Source organism: Paenibacillus sp. NPDC058367 (assembly GCF_042723305.1).
Classification (GTDB): Bacteria; Bacillota; Bacilli; order Paenibacillales; family Paenibacillaceae; genus Paenibacillus_AQ.
Window position 1 is genome coordinate 1,377,006 of record NZ_JBHXIZ010000001.1, and the last position, 20,709, is coordinate 1,397,714.

Below are 20,709 nucleotides of genomic sequence, written 5' to 3' on the forward strand. Positions count from 1 at the left end.
CGTTAAGAGGCAATCCAACATGAGTCATTGCATCTATTGTCTGCCTCCTGTTCTATATAACTAAAAGGCAATGTTACTTATGAAAGGTACAACCTCGGACAAGCTACTTCGCGGCGGTTGTGCCTCTTTGTTATGTGCAAGTTTGCCTCATCATTTGCGCATGTTGCATAAAAAACTGTGCAACCATTAACAATAGCGACATTCTAAACCCCACGCGCTGTGGTGAATGGTTCGGGAAAGTATCGCTCACAAAACTTAAGCGTATACTTTCGAGTTAGTTTTGCCGAAGCTGGTCAGGGAAGTATCGCTTACAAAACTAAGCGTATGCTTTCGAAGTAGTTTTGCCGAAGCTGGTCAGGGAAGTATCGCTTACAAAACTTTAGGAGGACTTATTCATGTTACTGGAAGCTGTGTACCATCGCCCGCGGTTAAATTGGTCTTATGCCTATAATGAGAGTACGATTCACTTGCGCCTCCGCGCTAAAAAAGGGGATTTAACAGAAGTATTTGCTTTTGCAGGGGATAAGTACACTTGGGATACCACGAAAGAGCTAATTCCCATGACCCTCTTCACCTCTGATGCGATGTTCGATTATTGGGAATGTGCTTCAGTTCCCATCTATCGCCGATTGAAATACGGATTCTTACTGCAAAAGGATAACGAGAAGGTTTGGATGACCGAAAATGATTTTCAAACGAACCGGCCAGAAAATCCAAACAAGCTTTTCGAGTTCCCATTTATTAACCCCGTTGATGTGTTCACTCCACCTGCCTGGGTAAAGGATGCTGTTTTCTATCAGATCTTCCCTGAACGCTTTGCAAATGGCGACCCTAGCCTTGATCCAAAAGATGTTCAGCCATGGGGAGCAGAGCCAACACCAACCAATTTTTTTGGCGGGGACCTGCAAGGGGTTATTGATCATCTGGATCATCTTAACGAGCTTGGCATCAATGCTATTTATTTCACACCACTCTTCACTGCAACTACTAATCATAAATACGATACAGAAGATTACATGAAAGTTGATCCGCATTTCGGGGATATTGCAACGTTAAAAAAACTCGTCGACCTCTGCCATAAACGTGGTATTCGTGTGCTGTTAGACGCTGTATTCAACCACTCCGGTGGAACCTTCGCTCCATTTTTAGATGTTCAGGAAAAGGGAGAAGACTCCATTTACAAAGACTGGTTCCATATTCGTGAGTTTCCGCTTCAAGTTGTAAACGGGATTCCTACTTATGATACTTTTGCCTTTGAACCACATATGCCAAAGCTTAATACCGAACATCCTGAAGTTAAAGAGTACTTACTGAAGGTCGCTGAATTCTGGATTACAGAAGTTGGAATCGATGGTTGGCGCCTCGACGTAGCCAATGAAGTAGATCATGATTTCTGGCGTGAATTCCGCAAGGTGGTAAAGCGCGCTAATCCGGAGGCCTACATCCTTGGAGAAATCTGGCATGAGTCTGCTCCGTGGCTGGAGGGTGATAAATTCGATGCCGTCATGAACTATCCCTTCACTGATGCTGTCTTAGACTTTTTTGTTCATGGTAACCTTGATGCAGAGGGGTTTGCCAACTCTATTGGTAGACAGTTATCGCGCTACCCACTGCAAGCAAGTGAAGTTGCCTTCAATCTGTTAGATAGTCATGACACTCCACGCTTACTTACGCTGGCTGCTGGGGACAAAAATAAAATGCGATTAGCTGCACTATTCCAGTTCACCTTTATGGGTACTCCTTGTATCTATTATGGCGACGAGTTCGGAATGGACGGTGAAGGTGATCCAGGTTGTCGTAAATGCATGGAGTGGAACCCTGAGAAGCAGGATCGTGATCTGTTCGAATTCTACCGTCAGCTCATTCAAATCCGCAATGAGCAACCTGCACTTCGTACGGGGACATTTACTTTCTTAGAGGCAGGTCGACAAGGCAGTAAGATAGCCTATGAGCGCCGATTGGATCTTGAGACTATAGTTGTACTGATCAATAGCGAAGAGACCGCCCAAACGTTCCGTATTGACGTAGACGAGCGAAATTGGGAGAACTTGTTCACGGCCGATACAGTGCGTGCTGAGCGTGGCAAGCTGAACGTGAAGATGCCTGCTTATGGTTTCGCTATACTTAAAGCAATCAACTAGATTTAAATGCCTTTGGCCGTATAAAACATAACAAAACAGGGTATCTCACTAGCTATGATAGCTGTGGGATACCCTGTTTTCTATTAGAGATGACTAAGAATGACTGTCACATTACTAGCCAATTACTAATACTTCGGTGCACTAACAATCAGCACACCGAAGTCCAGTTTACTTGCTCAGTAGTGTATAAATAATCTGTGCGCTTTCGGCGCGGGTCATCCACCCTTTTGGAGCAAATTGATTGTTCTCTCTGCCTTGGAGAAGCCCTAGACCTGCTGCTGTCTTCACGTAGCTATCTGCCCACTTGCTAATGCTAGATGCATCTGCAAATGTCGTGACACCCACTGCTGGTTCGATCTTCTTACCAGACTTCACTTCAAGCGCACGGATCACCATGATAGCCATTTCCTCACGGGTAATGGAAGCATTCGGCGCAAAAGTATCCTTGCTTCGACCACTAACAATGCCCAGCTTAGACGCTGTTGCTACGTATGATGAATACCATGCATCTGACTTGATATCAGTAAATTGAACCGGCCCTTCCGCATTTAAACCAAGTGCACGAACTAGTAATGCGGTAAATTCCGCACGACTAACATTGCTCTTCGGATTAAATTCGGTTGTCGTAACCCCTGAAACAATTTGTTTTGCAGCAAGAGACTGAATGGCATGGAATGCCCAATAAGTAGTTGGAACATCCTCAAACGACTTCACAATCTCTAATACGGCATATTTACTAAAGTGCGTGACTTGTGTAGATATCACGTCTCCATTCAGCTGTCCACCTACGTACTCAAGCTCGCCATTATCGCCTAAATAGTAAATCCCCAATAGATCCTTATTCGATTGACCTTTAATCTTAAACGATATCGTGATTGGCTCATCGAACTTCTTAACTACAATCCGGGTACCATCTTTCTTCAGAATGCTAAGTCTCAGTTCAAACACATCGGAAAGCGAAGTTACGGTTCCCACCTCTTTGTTTAAACCATCGATTAATGCTTTTGTAGCAGACTGGACCAATGGTTTCAGCTCCAACAGGATTTGAGCACCTTCCGCATCCACACCTGAAGCTAAACTTGGTATTGTGCTTAACAGTTTGTTAGGGATAGTAAGTAATAGATCCCCCACTTTAAATACTAGATCATTAGATCCCAATGTTTTTACTGCTTGCAACGGTAACAATACCGCTGTCTTACCTGCAGCAATATCGATTTGTACCTTTCCATCTTTACCATTCTTCAAACTGTCCTCACTAACAACTTGCATATCAGCAGGAGTTGTTGGGCTAACTTCAGCACCACCTGAGGTTGGTGTTGGTGTCACTTTAGATACAGCAGCTAGAATAACCGTACCCCCATCATCTCTACCTGGTAGATCAATGATTACTTTTTGATCTTCGGATACCGTGTATGTTTTACCGCTGTACTCATCCTTTACAGATGAATTGGCAGCAAACGGTACTGGAATCGTTGCGGATTCCTCACTTGTTTTAGTGTTAATAACCGTCACGACGTTCTCATTATCGTAAGACTTATTGAAGGCTAAATAACCTAAATCATCTGAACCTGCCAACTTCGTGCGCGTACCTTTAGAATACACTTTGGAGTATTTTGCACGGATATTCAACAGCTTCTGATAATGATCATGAAGTGGCTTTTCTGCAGTCAACTGATCCCAAGGCATATCTTTACGGTTCTCACTGAACTCACCTTTAGACATGTCTCCTGCATTTTTACCCGATTTCCCCAGTTCTTCTCCGTAGTAAATGACTGGCTGTCCCTTGGCTGTGATTTGCAGAGCGGCTGCGATTTTCAGCTTGCCTTTATCTCCATCCACATAATTAGACAAGAAGCCATCCTCATCATGACTACTCAGGAATTGAGCCATCATCTTCGTGTTATCAATCTTTAACTCCCGTTCCTGCAAATAGGAATCAACACTGTTAACTTTACCATCAGTAAAGTCTTTCGCAGCATCATTAAATCCAAAATCAAGCAGTCCGTCCATCTGGCCTGTTTCAAGCATTCCACCATTGCTATCAATGGTTCCGCCGAAGTATTCACCGGTCATTTTGAAGTTTGGATCAATTGAAGTCAGTGCATTTTTAAATGCTTTCCAAGTTGTATCTTCTACATGTTTGACTGTATCCACACGGAAATAGTCAATCGTATCTCCACGTTCCGTCCGAGCGTTATCTAACCACCCTGTTTGCCAAGCGATAATTTTTTCACGAACGGCTGGATCTTCCGTTTTGAAATCCGGCAATCCTGCAAGCTCGCCTTTGATTGGATCTGTATCCGCGGATACACCATCCGTACGAAGCATTCCTTCAAAACGTGCTTTATCCTCAGCTGTAATCGTCGGCTCTTTATCCTCAGCCTTTAAACCGTAGCCCGTATGATTGAGTACAACGTCGACCATGATCTTGATGCCCTTGTCATGTGCCTTTTCGATCAATTCCTTGAAGGTCTCCATATCACCAAGATGCTCGTCGAGCTTTGTAAAATCCTTGGCCCAATAGCCATGATATCCGTATTGTTTGAAGCCATCACCTTTATTAAAATCAATATTATCTACAATTGGCGTAATCCAAAGCGTGTTAATACCAAGTTCTTGCAAATAATCGAGATTGTCGATCATTCCTCGGAAATCACCACCGTGGTATGCTTCCAGTTGATCTTTATCTACATTCTCATTATTTGTTGGATCTCCGTCTTTGAAGCGGTCTGTAAGCGCGAAGTATATACGAGCCTCATCCCAATCAAAATCCAACTTATCACCTGTGTAGGTTCTCGCTTTTACCTCGAGTTTAGCATTTTCTTTATGTGAATTTCCGTACTGGTCCACGAGCGTAATCGGAATATTTTTGATCCCCGCTGACACCGTGTCCTTCACAGCAACTGTCTGCTTCATCAGCTCCGTATCCAGCTTAACTTTGCTTGGTCCTCCAAGATTGGTTAAATCCATGTATCCCTCTGAATATGTTACCTCTTCTGAAGTCACTACATTGATGGTTACAACCGCATTCTGATTAGATGCAACTGCTTCCGGATTCACGGATGTCGTAATCTTAACGTCAGGAATATGATACACAACAATAGATTCATCATTCACTGTATTCTTAGGATCTGTAAATTCAGTAGTGATTCCGTTTTTCGTGATCAAGAACGTGTACTTATACGTACCTTCTACTAAATCAGTCAACGTGTAAGTGAACCACTCGTTAGCGGAATCATAAACCATTGGATATGTTTTTCCATTCACTTTTACTTTAGCAGCTGTGATCGCTTCCATATTCCCACTGCGGAACAATGCATCATCGCGATATCTAAAAGTAATCGTTCCATCCTTAAGGATAGGACCGCTAATACTTGGTTTGATATCAAACTCCTTCACCCCGCTAGTTACATTCACTTTAGTGAATAATTCACCAGGCGTCAGCGGAATGATACGGTCATCCCCGTAGGCATCCTTATACTTCCAAGGATCATCCCCTTCACCTTTACGAAGGACGAACCCTACACTTGTCGCATTCTCAGCAACCTCAATCAAAACACTCGCTGTGCCATTCTTAAAGGTTGTAAAATCAATCTGATCATTTTTAACTCCTGTATTCCAGACCCAGATGTTCCAATCCTTATAATCCTTATCACTACGGGTATAAGTGAACAGAACATATCTCTTATCCGTAACCTTAACTGTAACAGTTGTAGAAATACCGCCATAAGTGATGGTAATTACAGCTGTTCCATTACCAACTGCCTTCACTTGACCTTTATTGGTTACTGTAGCCACTTCAGGCTTATTGGAAGTGTAAGTAGCCAATTGCGTAACATTTCTTCTGCTGTTGTCGTCGTACTTCGCAAAAACAGCTGTTTGATGCGTATTGCCTGCTGCCAGCGTGTAGCTTGCACTATCGGTCTCTATAGAAGTAAGCGTAGCGGCTTCAGCTTCCATTTTGATAATCACTGCAGTCAAAGGATCTAGCTTGATTGAATTAGCAGTTAAAATGAAACCACTCTGTTGACTAACCGCAGTAACACCAGCTTCATCATTGTCAACAAGCACCTGACCACTCGTCAAATCCTCTGATAAAGTAAGAGTTCTTTCTGTGCTATCGCCATTCATGAAAACATAATAGATACCTGTGCCATCAGTAGCTTTGTTTGAATAGCCAATGACAAGATCATCAGTCTTCATTTCTGGTGCAGGAATTAGGTTAACATTGGAATCAACCAGATCCTTGTCGCCCAATCGGAATGCATCGGTAGACTTTCTCAATTCCATCAGACCTGACGTGTATTTTCTTGTTGTATTCTGTACTGGGAATTGTGATTCATCCGTTGCTTTGGTCCAATCAAACATGTTGACAGCATCCGAAGAATCATACGAATCATGAATAAAATAACCAAAGGATTTGCCTTCACTATCAAACATTTCAGTGTATTTATCCTGAGGAACCGAAGTGCTATTCCATTGCTTGGTACGCCCATATTCCTGGCCTGCATGAATGAAGGCAGTGCCTTGGGAGGTTAGAACAAGCATGTTTCCAAGTCTAATCCGTTTCTGGATTTCAAGCTCATTCTTCTCAATGGCAGGATCTTTCTTGATCGTTTGTGCAATAACATCGTGCAGCGTCAGGTTGTCATGCGCTTCGATGTACGGAACGATATCACCTGGATCATCAGCAGGCGTATTTGAGGGCTCCGCCTTAATATTGTTAAAGATTGTCGCTATTGGACGCGCTCCGCCTGTAATAAATCTAGGTTGACCTTCGGAACCATAACCAGATTTCAATTCATTGCGGAATTCGTCAGAGAAAACACCGACGCTATCCGTTTTATCCATCCAGTCCTGATCTGCCCCTTTTCCAGCAAGGGAAGGATCAGCTGCGGCACCACCGAATGTTCTCCAGCCTTCACCGATAAAAAGTGCCTTCGGATTAATTTCTACCGCGGCATCATAAGCATTCTGAACAGCCTCCGCTGTCGCATCGCCCATCATATCCCAGCGCATTCCATCAATCTTGTACTCTTCAAACCAGTATTTCACGGAATCAACCATCAACTTCTCAGCCATTTTATGGTTAGTGGCCAGATTGTTTCCGAAACCTCCGATAAAGTTGCCATTTGCATCTTGGAACGCGTAATAATTAGGAACGATGTCGTTTAAAAATTCTTTTTTAGCCATATGTGTGTACACTACATCCAGAATGACACCCATTCCAGCTTCATGTACGGCGTCAATCAATCCTTTTAATTCTTTAATCCGCTCCTCAGGATCAGCAGGTTTCTGCGAATAAGCACCATCTGGAGAGAAGTAGTTGTGAGGATCATATCCCCAGTTGTATTCATTGTTTTTAGCGGAATATTCTGTTTCTCTAGTCCCCATCTTCGTCTCATCCCCGTAATACCAAGCCATCACAGGAAGTAATTGAATATGAGTTACACCGAGAGATTTAATATAATCGAGCTTCTTTTCAAAAGCGCTATAAGAGCCCCATCTTTCGCCACTCAGACTATCTTCAATCGATACATCGGATGTAAAGTCTCTGACGTGAACTTCATAAATGATTGCGTCTTCGCGTTTTTCGTAGCCTTTAATATCAGCATAACCAAAGGTATCTGGGTTCGTCTGGCTTAAATCAACGATAGCCGCTTTACCGACTGTATCCCCGCCAGCACCAGCAGCACCTGTGGTATCCACAGTAAATACCGCCATTGATTTAGCATAAGGATCAAGGACCTTATTGGTTACACCGTCATTCGTCACTTCATATTGATAAAAGAATCCTCTTACATCGTTTGTAGTCGTGCCTGTCAAATCAGTCGGCTTTAAGTCCACCGACCAGACTCCTTGCTCACCGCTCGTTAAGTCCACACTACCCACGAACACGTTGGAGTCATTCTTATCGTACACATTTACGACAACCGAGCTAGCTTTAGGAGCCCACAATTTTAACGTGGCTGTTTTGTCAGCGTTGTACGTAGCCCCTAGATCATCTCCTGTATAATTGTACATTTCATCAAGCATTCTCCAACCACTAGCCGCAGAGACCGTTTTGCCTGAATAAGTAACGCTAAGCGGAACTTTATCCAGATCAAAGGCTTTTGTATCAACTTCAATTGAAGTTTTGCTAGTAATGGTTACAGCCGATACAGGAATAGCAACACCGTCTTTATCTTTAACGGTAATCTCATTCTTCAATGCTGCTGCATCCAAGCCGTCAGTTAACGTGAAACCAAGAAGGATTTTGCTCGTCGACAACACTTCAGCAGATACTAAACCGATAGGTGTTTCACCAAATGGTGAAACATATACATTGTTGTCTCCTTCTTTTATCCACAGCTGGTTATAACGATCCAGTAGAGTAAATCCTTTGTCACCGCCGTCTTTATTATCGCCATTCAACGGGTTCACTACGAGAAACCCAATTTTTTTTGCAGCTTCTTTCAATGGAATATCAATATAAGCACCAAAGCGACCTACTTGATCGGCTTGGAATGGAACTGCATCTTTAGGCCAATCCTTAAGTGAAACTGCAACATCATCCCACAACCATAATCCATATTGACTTTGATTGGAATCTGATCTCATATAATGGATCCGAACGGTATTTGCCGGAAGCTTAACCGGTTCATAAGGCGTAACTACATCAGAGCCTTCTGTGATCCATACTTCATTAGTTTGTGGAGTATTAATCGAGAAGTTCTTATCTCCTCCATCTTTAGCACCACTTGCACGCTGAAGCGCGATGAATGAGATTTTCTTAGCCCCATCCTTAATCGGCACATCAACATATGCACCATAGGAATCCATTTGTCCATCAGGAAAAGGGGTCGCACCCATAGCCCAATCAACAGAAGGGCTTACAACATCACCCCATAACCACAATCCCTTATCGGTGTAATCACTAGCTTTGTAGTGAACACGAATGTGCCCTGCTGGAACAGGTGTAACCTCTACAGGTTCAGTAGGGATTTTATATTCTGCGGTCACACTGTGATCTGCAGTATTGTACTTGAAGGTTACCTTAAGATCTAACGGTAGGCTCAACGCTAGATCGCTTTCTGGATAAGACATATCCTCTGCTTCTGTGGCTCCTGGAACAGAAACCTTATATGTGTAATCTCCCTGCGGCACAGTAACAACTGTACTGTACACACCATCAAAATCCGGATCTGTTAATGTGGATAACGCCTCTGCTGGCAGGTTTCCTGTCAATTTAGGCGTAATTGGCGTGTAATACGTAGAATCAGCTATTTTATGAGTGATGTCATTATAATAAAAGGTTACAGTCGTTTCTGTTTCTAGCTTGATGTGGATATTCTCTCCATCATTTTTCCCTTGAGGGTTTGTATACTTTGCAAATCCATAGTTCTCATCCCAACTATCGTTCAGAGCAACCTTATAATTATATTCTCCTGCTGGCAGAGTCCCAGTAAAAGAATACAACCCATTGTCTGAGTAAGTCATTTGGGTGACTACTGATGTCTCATCCCAATCCTTGCCGGGATTTTCCGCCCCAGTAGAAATAAACTGTGATTGCAAATCACCGACCAAAACTACCTTTGTCGTTTCTGCTGAAACCTTAACTGGGTGTAAGCCGAGACTGGAGAACACAAGAGCAACGATCATGAAGATCGCGAACGTCCTCTTACCCCATAAATTTATTTTCATTTTTGTAAAACCTCCCATAATTATGAATTCTCTTTGTGCAAGCGGATACATAATTTCTCAAACCCCGCCAATTATTCTGAGGTTATGAAATCATGCGTCTTCCTTCTGTGGTTGGAGAAGGTCTATGTGTGCGGCTCGTCAAACCGGATTAACAGCATCATCCTCCCATCAAAGTTAAAGATCAACACCAAAATCATGAATTTAGTGCAAACGTTTGCAAATAGTCGTGCACAAACCTAAGTACATAAAATTCATTCCTTAACACAACTGATATCGATCCAAAATCACCCAATGTAAACGCTTGCTATATTTTGATTTACATACTAATGCTGTATTTATGGTATTGTCAACCAGTATTTTTATGTGTTTAACGAACTCAAATTATCATAAAAGTAAAAATAAAGAAAAGTGAACCTGATAATCCCATTTAGGATTTATCCGTTTTTTTGACTGTCACTCTAATTCCATTCCTCGAATCAAATTGTTCCAAAAAATTTAAGCCACACGTTTGCATTTACGAAATGCTCCTCTCGATGAAATTGGATATCTTTTATACATATTAAGATCAATCTTGCTAAATCATTCATACTTTTTTGGTGAAAACAAACAATTTTACACATAAATTTCTAATACTCTTTCCAAAAGTAGCAATATTGCCCTTCCAAATGACTTTATCTATTTACAATTTAGAACTCTTAGATTAATATTACTGTGTAAAGCAAACGGTTCCATAAGGAGGTTTCTATGACAGTTACCATTAAGGATGTGGCCAAGAAAGCGGGAGTATCTCCCTCCACGGTATCCCGGGTATTGTCCAATCACCCCAGAATCAGCCTGGAAACTTCCCGCAAGGTCAAAGCTATTATGGAAGATATGGGCTATACACCTAACATGATGGCTAAGAGTCTAGTGTCGAAAACTACAAATAGCATATGCTTCAGTCTTCCTAAACCAGCTGAAGAGCTGTTCTCAAATTTATTTTTTATGGAATTAATCCGAGGGATCGTTACACAAGCTAGCCGTTCCGGCTACGACGTGTTAATTAGCTCCGGAGCAAACGAGAAGGAAGAATTGGAAGCCGTTTCAAGACTTCTAAAGGGTCGTCGAGTAGATGGTGTTATTCTGCTTTACTCTCGTACAGATGATGCTGTTATTGATTTTCTAGAGAGTAACGATTATCCATTCGTACTGGTAGGCCGAAGTGATCGATATGAGAATATTTTATCTGTCGATAACGATAATGTGATGGCAGCATATGATGCTACAAACCACCTCATTTCAATGGGTCATGAACGTATTGGCTTCGTAAGTGGACCGCCTAATCTAATTGTTTCTCGCGATCGTCTCGCAGGATACCGTAAAGCACTGCTGAATAGCGGTCTTGAAATGCGTGATGAATGGATTGTAGAAGGTGAATTTCTACAGGATAGCGGATATAGAGCGATGTCTTTTTTCATGAATTTGCCTAATCGGCCTACTGCTCTAGTTGCAGTGGATGATATGGTATCGTTCGGAATTTTACGTGGATTGAATGAGCTGAAATACAAAGTGCCTGACGATCTCGCTATTGTGAGCTTTAACAATATTCCATTATCTGAATTATCCAGCCCTCCGATCAGTAGTATTGATATTGGAATTTATCATCTTGGCTACACTGCATCTCAGGTACTTATTCAGAATATCAAGAGTCCGAATCACGATGCTGGTTATACAAACCGATTTGTTATTCCACATCGCTTGATCGTGAGAGAGTCATCCATGTACTCACATGCTAAGAACAAAACCGAATGAATAAGTGAAGCGATCAACGCTTCATTTATTTTTTGAAAATCTGTACAAACGTTTGCGCTAAATTACTAAAACTTCTTGATCCAGTTCTTTTCAGGGTGAATATTCGAATCTGAGGTTAAGATAAACTTAACATCTTTAGCAAAGCTTATACGAATTGAAAGCAAATTCAGATACGATTACCCAATGGATCACGATACTGTCACAAATTTTAGGAGGTACTACAATGACGGAAATTAAAGCCTGCTTGTTCGATTTGGATGGTGTTATCGTTGATACTGCCAAATACCATTATATCGCATGGAAAGAGCTTGCAGATGGATTAGGGTTTCTCTTCACAGAACAAGATAACGAACGCCTTAAAGGAGTTAGCAGAACTGCCTCGCTAAATATTTTGCTGGAAATCGGCGGACTAACTATCGATGAAGAAGAGAAAGCTAAGCTTGCGGAACAGAAGAATAATCGATATGTCGAATATATTGCGAAAATGGACAGCTCAGAGATTTTGCCAGGTGCACTTGATTTTCTGAAAGAGTGCCGTGAGAATGGCATCAAAGTTGCCCTCGGTTCTGCTAGTAAGAACGCAATGACGATATTAAATAATACCGGATTGACCCCTTACTTTGATGCAATCATCGATGGCACACACACAAGTGCTGCTAAACCTGATCCGGAAGTTTTTCTTTTAGGAGCTAAAGCACTTGGCGCTGATCCTAAACACTGTGTTGTCTTCGAAGATGCAGAAGCAGGAATTGAAGCTGCGTCGCGTGCTGGAATGTTCAGCGTTGGTATTGGTTCACCGGAAACGCTCAATGCGGCGAACATCGTTGTTCCATCGCTCGCTCATATGAGTGTGTCACAACTCAAAAAATCTTTTGCTTAAAGTCTAACGAACATTAATCAACTGAAAGTGTTAATGTGATTCGCTCTGCTGCATTCCACTTATAAATGAAATATGTATATCTAGAGGTACGCTTGAAGTGGAGATGGCGAAAGGATTGTGTAGAAGCGCTAGCGATCGGAACAACCTTTCGCCAGCGGAGCGACTCACAAGCACCAAAGTAGAGATATAGTTCATTATATATCCCCACAACATATTTAAAGGAGCCGGTTATCGTGAAACAATATTTAACAATTGATGAATGGTCCATTATTGAAGAATCCTTTGATCCACAGACACAAGAAATCTCTGAAAGTGTATTTAGCCTTGGCAACGGATTTATGGGTGGTCGAGCTAATTTTGAAGAGCAATATAGTGGAAGTAGCCTACAAGGCAGCTACATGGCTGGCGTGTACTATCCTGACAAAACACGGGTCGGCTGGTGGAAGAACGGCTATCCTGAATATTTTGCTAAAGTACTGAACAGCACAAACTGGATCGGTATTAACATCGACATTGAAGGAACTCCTTTAGACCTGGAAAAATGTACGGTTTCCGATTTCCGTCGTGTTCTTAACATGAAGGAAGGTACGCTTTCCCGTTGTTTCACTGCCACACTCGAAGATGGTAAGGAAGTTAAAGTTGAGAGTATCCGATTCGTCAGCATGACTCGTCAAGAAATCGGCGCTATTCGTTACTCCATCATTCCTGTGAATTTCTCAGGCAAGATTACGATCACTCCTTATCTCGACGGTGACGTGAAGAACAAGGATTCCAACTACGACGAGAAATTCTGGAATGAAGTTGAGAAGCAAGCAGGCACTGAAGGTGGACACCTCACCCTTAAGACTAAAAAACTCGATTTCCATGTAACCTCTGCTATGGCTTTTGATATCCTTGTCAATGGTGAGAAAGTCAACGCTGATGCTGAAGCTATTGAACAAGAGAAATATGTAGCCAGCAAAATGAATGTATCCGTACAATCTGGCGATCAAGTCGTCATTTATAAATATGTTGCTAACGTAACCTCGCGTAATCACGGTCTTGGACAATTGGTCGATGCCGCTCAAACTGCTTTGCAAGCTGCTAAGGAAGCTGGTTTTGTAACCCTTCTGACAGAACAAATAGAAGCTTGGAGAGAGAAATGGAAAGAAAGCGACATCATTATTGAAGGTGACGTTTCGGCACAGCAAGCGATTCGTTTCAATATTTTCCAGCTAAATCAAACCTACAATGGTGAAGATGACCGTCTGAACATTGGACCTAAAGGCTTTACAGGTGAAAAATACGGCGGCAGCACTTACTGGGATACAGAGGCGTATTGCGTTCCCTTCTATCTCAGTACAGCAGACTCCTCTATTGCTCGCAACCTATTGATCTACCGTTACAAGCATTTGGAAAAGGCTAAGGAAAATGCTCGTAAGCTTGGTTTCGCAAAAGGCGCATTGTACCCAATGGTTACAATGAATGGCGAAGAGTGCCACAATGAGTGGGAAATTACATTTGAAGAAATTCACCGTAACGGTGCTATTGCTTATGCGATTTACAACTATGTGAACTACACAGGAGACAAAGCTTATCTTGGTCAATATGGCCTTGAAGTTCTGGTGGAAATCTCCCGCTTCTGGGAAGAACGTGTTCACTATGCAAATCGTAAAGACAAATACGTGATGCTTGGCGTAACGGGACCTAATGAATATGAAAATAACGTAAATAATAACTGGTACACCAACCGGATGGCTTCCTGGACTATGGAATATACCTTAGAAGCTCTGGATTATCTGAAAAAGAACGAATCCACACGCTATGCAGAACTAGTTGATAAACTAGGACTCCAAGAGAGTGAAACTGCAAAATGGAATGATATCATTGCCAAAATGTATTATCCTGCAGATGAAGAAATGGGTATCTTCTTACAACAAGATGGCTTCCTAGATAAAGAGATTATTCAAGTCAAGGATCTGGCAGCTGAGAACCTGCCGCTAAACCAAAAATGGTCTTGGGATCGTATCCTTCGTTCTTGCTTTATTAAACAAGCAGACGTTCTGCAGGGATTATATTTCCTAGGGGACCGCTACGATCTAGATACCAAAAAACGGAATTTCGACTTTTACGAGCCGATCACTGTTCATGAGTCCTCCCTATCCCCTTGTATCCACTCTATTCTAGCCAGCGAACTAGGATATAAGGATAAGGCTTATGAAATGTACTTGCGTACTTCAAGACTGGATCTTGATAACTATAACAATGATACCGAAGACGGCTTACACAGCACTAGTATGGCCGGTACTTGGATGTCAATCGTACATGGCTTCGGCGGATTACGTGTTCATGATGGCAGACTGACTCTAAGCCCATCGAACCCAGGTCACTGGACAGCGTACTCTTTCAAAATCATGTTCCGCGGCTCCCGTCTAAAAGTAAGCGTTTCGGACGCACAGGTTACGGTTACGAATGAAACTGATATTCCAGCTTCTATTACTATCTATGACAAAGAATATACCGTGAACGGACTAAGCAGCATCACTGCTGACAGCAATTCCGTCACAGTATAAACCGACACCACAAGAGACCCTTTGAAGCCAATAGCTTTTTAGGGTCTCTTTATTTTTTTCCTAAATGGATAACTTATATAAGGAGTGATTATTAATGAAAAGAACCTTTTGGAAGGAAGCTGTCGTTTATCAAATTTATCCACGCAGCTTTCAAGATAGTAATGGTGACGGTATTGGAGATCTGCAAGGCATCATTTCACGTCTGGATTATTTGCAGAAGCTCGGTGTCGATGTAGTGTGGTTGTCACCAGTGTATAAATCGCCAAATGATGATAATGGTTATGACATCAGCGATTACGAAGATATTATGGATGAGTTCGGCACGCTAAAAGACTGGGAGGAACTACTGACTGGACTGCATGATCGTGGCATTAAGCTAATGATGGATCTTGTAATCAACCACTCTTCTGATGAACATCAATGGTTCGTAGAGTCCCGTTCGTCAAAAGATAATCCATACCGTGATTACTACATATGGCGTCCAGGTGGACCGAATGGCGAACGTCCAAACAATTGGAGTTCCATATTCAGCGGTCCGGCTTGGGAACTAGATGAGACTACCGGTGAATACTATCTACATCTGTTCTCACGCAAGCAACCGGATCTCAACTGGGACAATCCAAAGCTGCGCGAGGAATTATACAAGATGATTACCTTCTGGCTCGACAAGGGTGTGGATGGATTGCGGATGGACGTCATTAATTTGATTTCTAAAGCAGAAGGGCTACCTTCCTTCCAAATCGAGGGCGAGGCGCCAGAGGAACTTGCTTGGGGTGGCGATTACTTTATGAATGGCCCCCGGGTCCATGAGTTTTTACATGAAATGAACCAAAAGGTTCTTTCAAGCTATGACATTATGACCGTCGGAGAAACGCCAGGGGCTTCAGTAGAGGATGCCGTTCTTTACACAGACGAAGATCGTGAAGAACTTCAAATGGTATTCCAATTCGAGCATATGGACGTAGATTCCGGCCCAGGAGGCAAATGGGATGTAGCCCCATGGACATTAACTAAACTGCGCGACATACTTCATAAATGGCAGGTCGGTCTGGCTGATAAGGGTTGGAATAGTCTGTACTTAAACAATCATGACCAGCCGCGTATGGTTTCACGATTTGGTGATGATGGGAAGTATCGCGTAATATCTGCCAAAATGCTCGCTACCTTACTACATACACTTAAAGGCACCCCTTATATTTACCAAGGTGAAGAAATTGGGATGACGAATGTAAAATTCACAACGCTGGAAGATTATAAAGACATCGAAATTCTGAATATGTACCGTGAAAAAGTAACTGAGGGTGGCGCAGATCATGAAACGATTCTGAACGCTATCCATGTCAAAGGCCGAGACAACGCCCGTACCCCAATGCAATGGGATGCATCTGCTAATGCTGGATTTTCAGAAGGAGAACCATGGCTCAAAGTAAATCCGATTTACAAGGAAATTAATGTGGAGCAAGCATTGGCGGATTCTGATTCAATCTTCTACTACTACCAGGAATTAATTGCTTTACGCAAAAAAAATCCGATTATGGTATATGGAGAATATAAGCTGCTACTGCCTGATCATGAGAACCTTTATGCTTATACAAGAACTTTAGAGGATGAACAATGGCTGATTCTGTTGAACTTTAACGAGGCCCCTCAAACCGTTGATCTCTCCGCTGAGCTGAGCACCGTTACTGATTTAATCATTGGAAATTACCCGGATGAATCACCAACACGAGAAATTCTGCGTCCTTACGAAGCAAGAGTGTACAGATTACAAAGCTGACTCTCTCCACCTTCCTGAGTTATACTATATAGGATGATTTTGTTAAGATTATTCTTCCATCAGCAACCTGTCATTAGAGAGCAAGGAATAACAGGATTTGCAAATGGTGGCATGATAGTATGAACTCAAAGGGAGATGGCAGGCTTGGAATGGCTTATCCGCATGAAAGAAGCTTTAGATTATATGGAGAGCAAAATGGAGGAAACCTTTAATATAGAAGATATAGCAAAGGTTGCTTATTCCTCCCCTTTTCACTTCCAGCGTATGTTCTACATGCTCACCGGAGTATCAGTCAAAGACTATATCCGTAAACGGAGACTAACTCTGGCGGCACAGGAACTCGCTATTTCTAAAGTTAAGGTGCTAGATGTCTCATTAAAATACGGATATGACTCTCCCGAGTCGTTTGCCAAAGCATTCCGCAAAGCACATGGAATTACTCCTTCTGCTGCGCGGGAGTCAGGGGTACAGCTCAAAGCCTTCCCTAGACTCTCCTTCCATCTATCACTGAAGGGAGATAAAGAAATGGACTACAGAATTGAGACAAGAGACGCTTTTAATGTTATCGGACTAGTAGAGGAAATGACAACGAAAGATGGGGAGAATTTACGCCGTATCCCCCAGCTGTGGATTGAAGCTAATGAAAATGGTACGTCGGATAAGCTGATTGAGATCGGTGTTGATAAGGACATCCTTGGTATTTGTAAAGATTTCAATCACGAAAAAGAAACCTTCTCCTATTGGATTGCTGTCGAAGCCTCTCCAGAGACGGACGCTCAGGGCTTTGCTTCTACGACGATACCAGCTGCGAGTTGGGCTGTGTTCACCTCAGTAGGGCCAATGCCGAATGCTATTCAGCAAGCATGGTCACGGATCTTTCAGGAGTGGTTCCCTGCAACAGGCTATGAGCATACAGGAGGACCCGAGTTTGAGTTATACCTTCCGGGAAGACCTGATGCAGAGGATTATCGCTGCGAGATCTGGATACCGGTTATGAAAAAAGATTAATGCTTACTTAGACTATTCGGAATTCCGGATAGTCTTTCTTTCAGAATTTCTACTATTTCATTTTGAGAATCAGCTTTATCTTGGTATAATAAATAGATTATGTAATTCAATAATGACTATTGTCGTCCGATTATCGGTGAAGGAGAAATTCATGTCTACTGTAAAAATATTTTCAGACAGCACTTCCGATTTGCCTCAAGGCTGGAAGGATACTTTTAATATCGGCATCGTTCCCCTTTACGTAGTGTTTGAAGAAGGAACCTACAAAGATGGTGAAGATATCACACCAGAAGAAGTCTATCGCCGTGTCGCAGCAAGCGGAGTATTGCCAAAGACGGCCGCGCCTTCGCCAGCTGACTTTATCGCCGCTTTTCATTCGGTAATTAGCCGTGGAGATGATATTGTATATATCAGTCTCTCCTCATCACTATCCTCTACATATCAGAATGCACTTTTGGCTGCTGGGGAATTCCCAGAGGGGCGTGTACAGGTTATTGATTCACAGACCTTATGTGGAGGCATCGCTCTTCTCGTTATGAAAGCTGTCAGAGCCGCTGAAAAAGGTTACAGTGCCATTGAGATTGCAGCTATGCTGAAGCAGAGTCGTAATCTTGTAGAAACAGAATTCGTGGTAGATACGCTAGATTACTTATATATGGGTGGACGCTGTTCAGGTATGCAGAATTTCATCGGTAGTCTGCTAAAAATTCGTCCTGTTCTTAGACTTGTAGACGGCAGCATCGTACCTACTAGTAAAATTCGTGGCAAAAAAGAAAAAGCCGTGGAACAAATGCTCCAGAACGCCTTGGTTAACGTCGATCGGATGGATAAAGAGCTGCTCATCGTTGTTCATACCTTAGCGGAAGAAGATGCTCGCTATCTAGAGACAGCGATACGAGAGAAAACTCAAGTGAATGAGATCGCTATCCTCAACGCAGGTTGTGTTATTGGTAGCCATTGTGGCCCACATACTGTAGGTCTCATGTATATGCTTCAAGATTAATATTCTAACGCAAATCTCCGGTCATTGCTTCGTAAGTCAATGAACCGGGGATTTGTGCGTTTACCCCTCCTGATTTGAAGTTGAATTTAACTCGACCTCTTTTTTTATGAAGGGTAACATAAACCGGAATGTTGAACCTTTATTCTCTTCACTTTCTACAAAGATTGTCCCACCCATCAGCTCAACCAGCTGCTTACAAATAGCGAGTCCCAACCCTGTACCGCCATATTTACGGTTGATGATCGGGTGCAGCTGTGAGAAGGATTGAAATAATAAATTGAGTTTATTATCGGCAATCCCAACACCTGTATCACGGACAGAGAATTCCAATAAATATTCTTTTGAATCCGAAAGTGGAATGTTCTTAACCGATAGTGTAACACTCCCATGTTCAGTGAATTTCAGAGCATTTCCAACCAGATTGACAATAATCTGTCGCAAACGGATCGGATCAGCCAGTAACGTTGTTGGAACACTCGTATCCGCCCACCACCGCAAGGCCAGCTTCTTCTCTTCGGCTTTAGGCGTAAATAAATCAATAATGTCCGATATCATCTTTCGAAGTTCAAACGATTCGGTTTGCAGTGGCATTTTACCCGCTTCCATCTTGCTGAAATCAAGAATGTCATTCAAGATCTGTAAAAGCGTGTAACTACAGCTTCGTAAAATCTCGACATACCCCCGCTGTTCTTCTCCAAGATCAGTTTCAAGTAAAAGATCTGACATCCCTATCATTCCATTCATCGGTGTCCGAATTTCATGACTCATCATCGCTAAGAAGTCAGATTTGGCTTGCGCCGCCTGTTCTGCAGATTCTTTAGCGCGAATGATTTCTTTCGCATTCGTGATATCACTAAAAGCAATAACTGCTCCTGAGATCATCCCCCCATCCATAAGAGGCGACACCCGATAATTGACAAAAAAGCTGGTTCCATCCTTACGCCAGAAGATCTCATCGTCTTTCCTGCGGATAATTCCATCTGCAATTGTAAGACTAATCTGACAATCAGGGGTTGAATAACGTGAGCCATCGCCTTGGATTTGATGAATATATTCCATCAGCTTCAGGCCAACCAATTCTGTAGGCTGGTAACCTAACATATCTGCTCCCTCACGGTTAATAAAGAGCGTTCGCCCTATATTATCTAGTACGAATATTCCAGCTGAGACGGAGTTCAGAATAAGATTCGCTCGTTTATCTTCGACTTCAGCAGCAAAAGTAGATTTGAAGTTTGACTCTAGTTCTACCTTATTCGATAATTTAGCATGAAAAGAATCTGCTAATGCGTTTAGCCAGTCATGTAACCCTTCCGAATAATGATGATAGTTGCTGTTATCCACTTGTATGATCGCGAATACCCCGACAATTCCCTCGTCTATCGTTATAGGAATAAAGTTTCCCTTCACAACGTCCGCTTTGGGATTGTTCAGATCTTGCAATTCAAAGCTAGAGGGATTCCCTTGCAGGGCAGCCTCAAAACTAGCTACATCAACAAGGTATATTCTTTTAAGTGCTGTCAGACCTATATCTTGGAACGATGCTTCTGCACTGGATTCTAGATAGAACGTACGATTCGTTCCTACGCAGCGACCTTGCCGATCCAACACAAATATCAAATTAGGATGATGGTCATATAACGATTTATAAGCGCTCTCTTCCGAAAGCAATCGTGTTAGAATGGACGTCCAGTCTTTATCCACAATTCATTTCACCTCAGGCTCTCTCATCCATTATCATTACCCTAAAATGAGCGGAAATCATCTCAAATTTTAAATTCTTCTATTTTGACCATTATAGCAAATATACTTTAACCGGTCGCAGATAAACACTAAATCCCCCTTTAGAACCCGACCACGATGACTTACACATCGTA

9 protein-coding genes are annotated in these 20,709 nt (G+C 42.4%); 7 read left to right on the forward strand and 2 right to left on the reverse strand.

The window, feature by feature from the left end; genetic code table 11:
* Window positions 1-395 precede the first annotated feature (395 nt).
* On the forward strand, window positions 396-2,141 hold the full coding sequence (locus ACFWMP_RS06125) for an alpha-glycosidase (protein WP_042186327.1): 1,746 nt from the start codon (window positions 396-398) through the stop codon (window positions 2,139-2,141).
* 168 nt (window positions 2,142-2,309) lie between these two features.
* Here ACFWMP_RS06125 and ACFWMP_RS06130 read toward each other — a convergent pair whose 3' ends face one another.
* Window positions 2,310-9,824, reverse strand: coding sequence for a pullulanase (locus tag ACFWMP_RS06130; protein ID WP_379422532.1), 7,515 nt, complete (start codon window positions 9,822-9,824; stop codon window positions 2,310-2,312).
* Between the two features lie 744 nt (window positions 9,825-10,568).
* On the opposite strand from ACFWMP_RS06130, the gene ACFWMP_RS06135 reads away from it, so the two are divergent.
* From ACFWMP_RS06135 to ACFWMP_RS06160, 6 genes are all read left to right on the forward strand, one after another.
* Complete coding sequence (locus ACFWMP_RS06135; protein WP_042186323.1) at window positions 10,569-11,615, forward strand: LacI family DNA-binding transcriptional regulator; 1,047 nt, start codon at window positions 10,569-10,571, stop codon at window positions 11,613-11,615.
* Between the two features lie 223 nt (window positions 11,616-11,838).
* Window positions 11,839-12,495, forward strand: coding sequence for a beta-phosphoglucomutase (pgmB, locus tag ACFWMP_RS06140; RefSeq protein WP_042186321.1), 657 nt, complete (start codon window positions 11,839-11,841; stop codon window positions 12,493-12,495).
* Between the two features lie 233 nt (window positions 12,496-12,728).
* Window positions 12,729-15,047 carry a glycoside hydrolase family 65 protein gene (locus ACFWMP_RS06145; protein ID WP_379422535.1) on the forward strand — a complete coding sequence of 773 codons (2,319 nt, stop codon included), beginning with the start codon at window positions 12,729-12,731 and terminating at the stop codon, window positions 15,045-15,047.
* A gap of 94 nt (window positions 15,048-15,141) precedes the next feature.
* Entirely contained in the window at window positions 15,142-16,824 is a 1,683-nt protein-coding gene (locus tag ACFWMP_RS06150; protein ID WP_379422537.1) for a glycoside hydrolase family 13 protein, read from the forward strand.
* 144 nt (window positions 16,825-16,968) lie between these two features.
* Window positions 16,969-17,832: an AraC family transcriptional regulator gene (locus ACFWMP_RS06155; protein WP_379422539.1), complete on the forward strand. Its 864-nt coding sequence runs from the start codon at window positions 16,969-16,971 to the stop codon at window positions 17,830-17,832.
* 151 nt (window positions 17,833-17,983) lie between these two features.
* Window positions 17,984-18,835: a DegV family protein gene (locus tag ACFWMP_RS06160; protein ID WP_379422541.1), complete on the forward strand. Its 852-nt coding sequence runs from the start codon at window positions 17,984-17,986 to the stop codon at window positions 18,833-18,835.
* Window positions 18,836-18,895: 60 nt separating this feature from the next.
* On the opposite strand, the gene ACFWMP_RS06165 is transcribed toward ACFWMP_RS06160, so the two are convergent.
* Entirely contained in the window at window positions 18,896-20,536 is a 1,641-nt protein-coding gene (locus ACFWMP_RS06165) for a PAS domain-containing sensor histidine kinase (RefSeq protein WP_379422543.1), read from the reverse strand.
* Window positions 20,537-20,709: the final 173 nt, after the last annotated feature.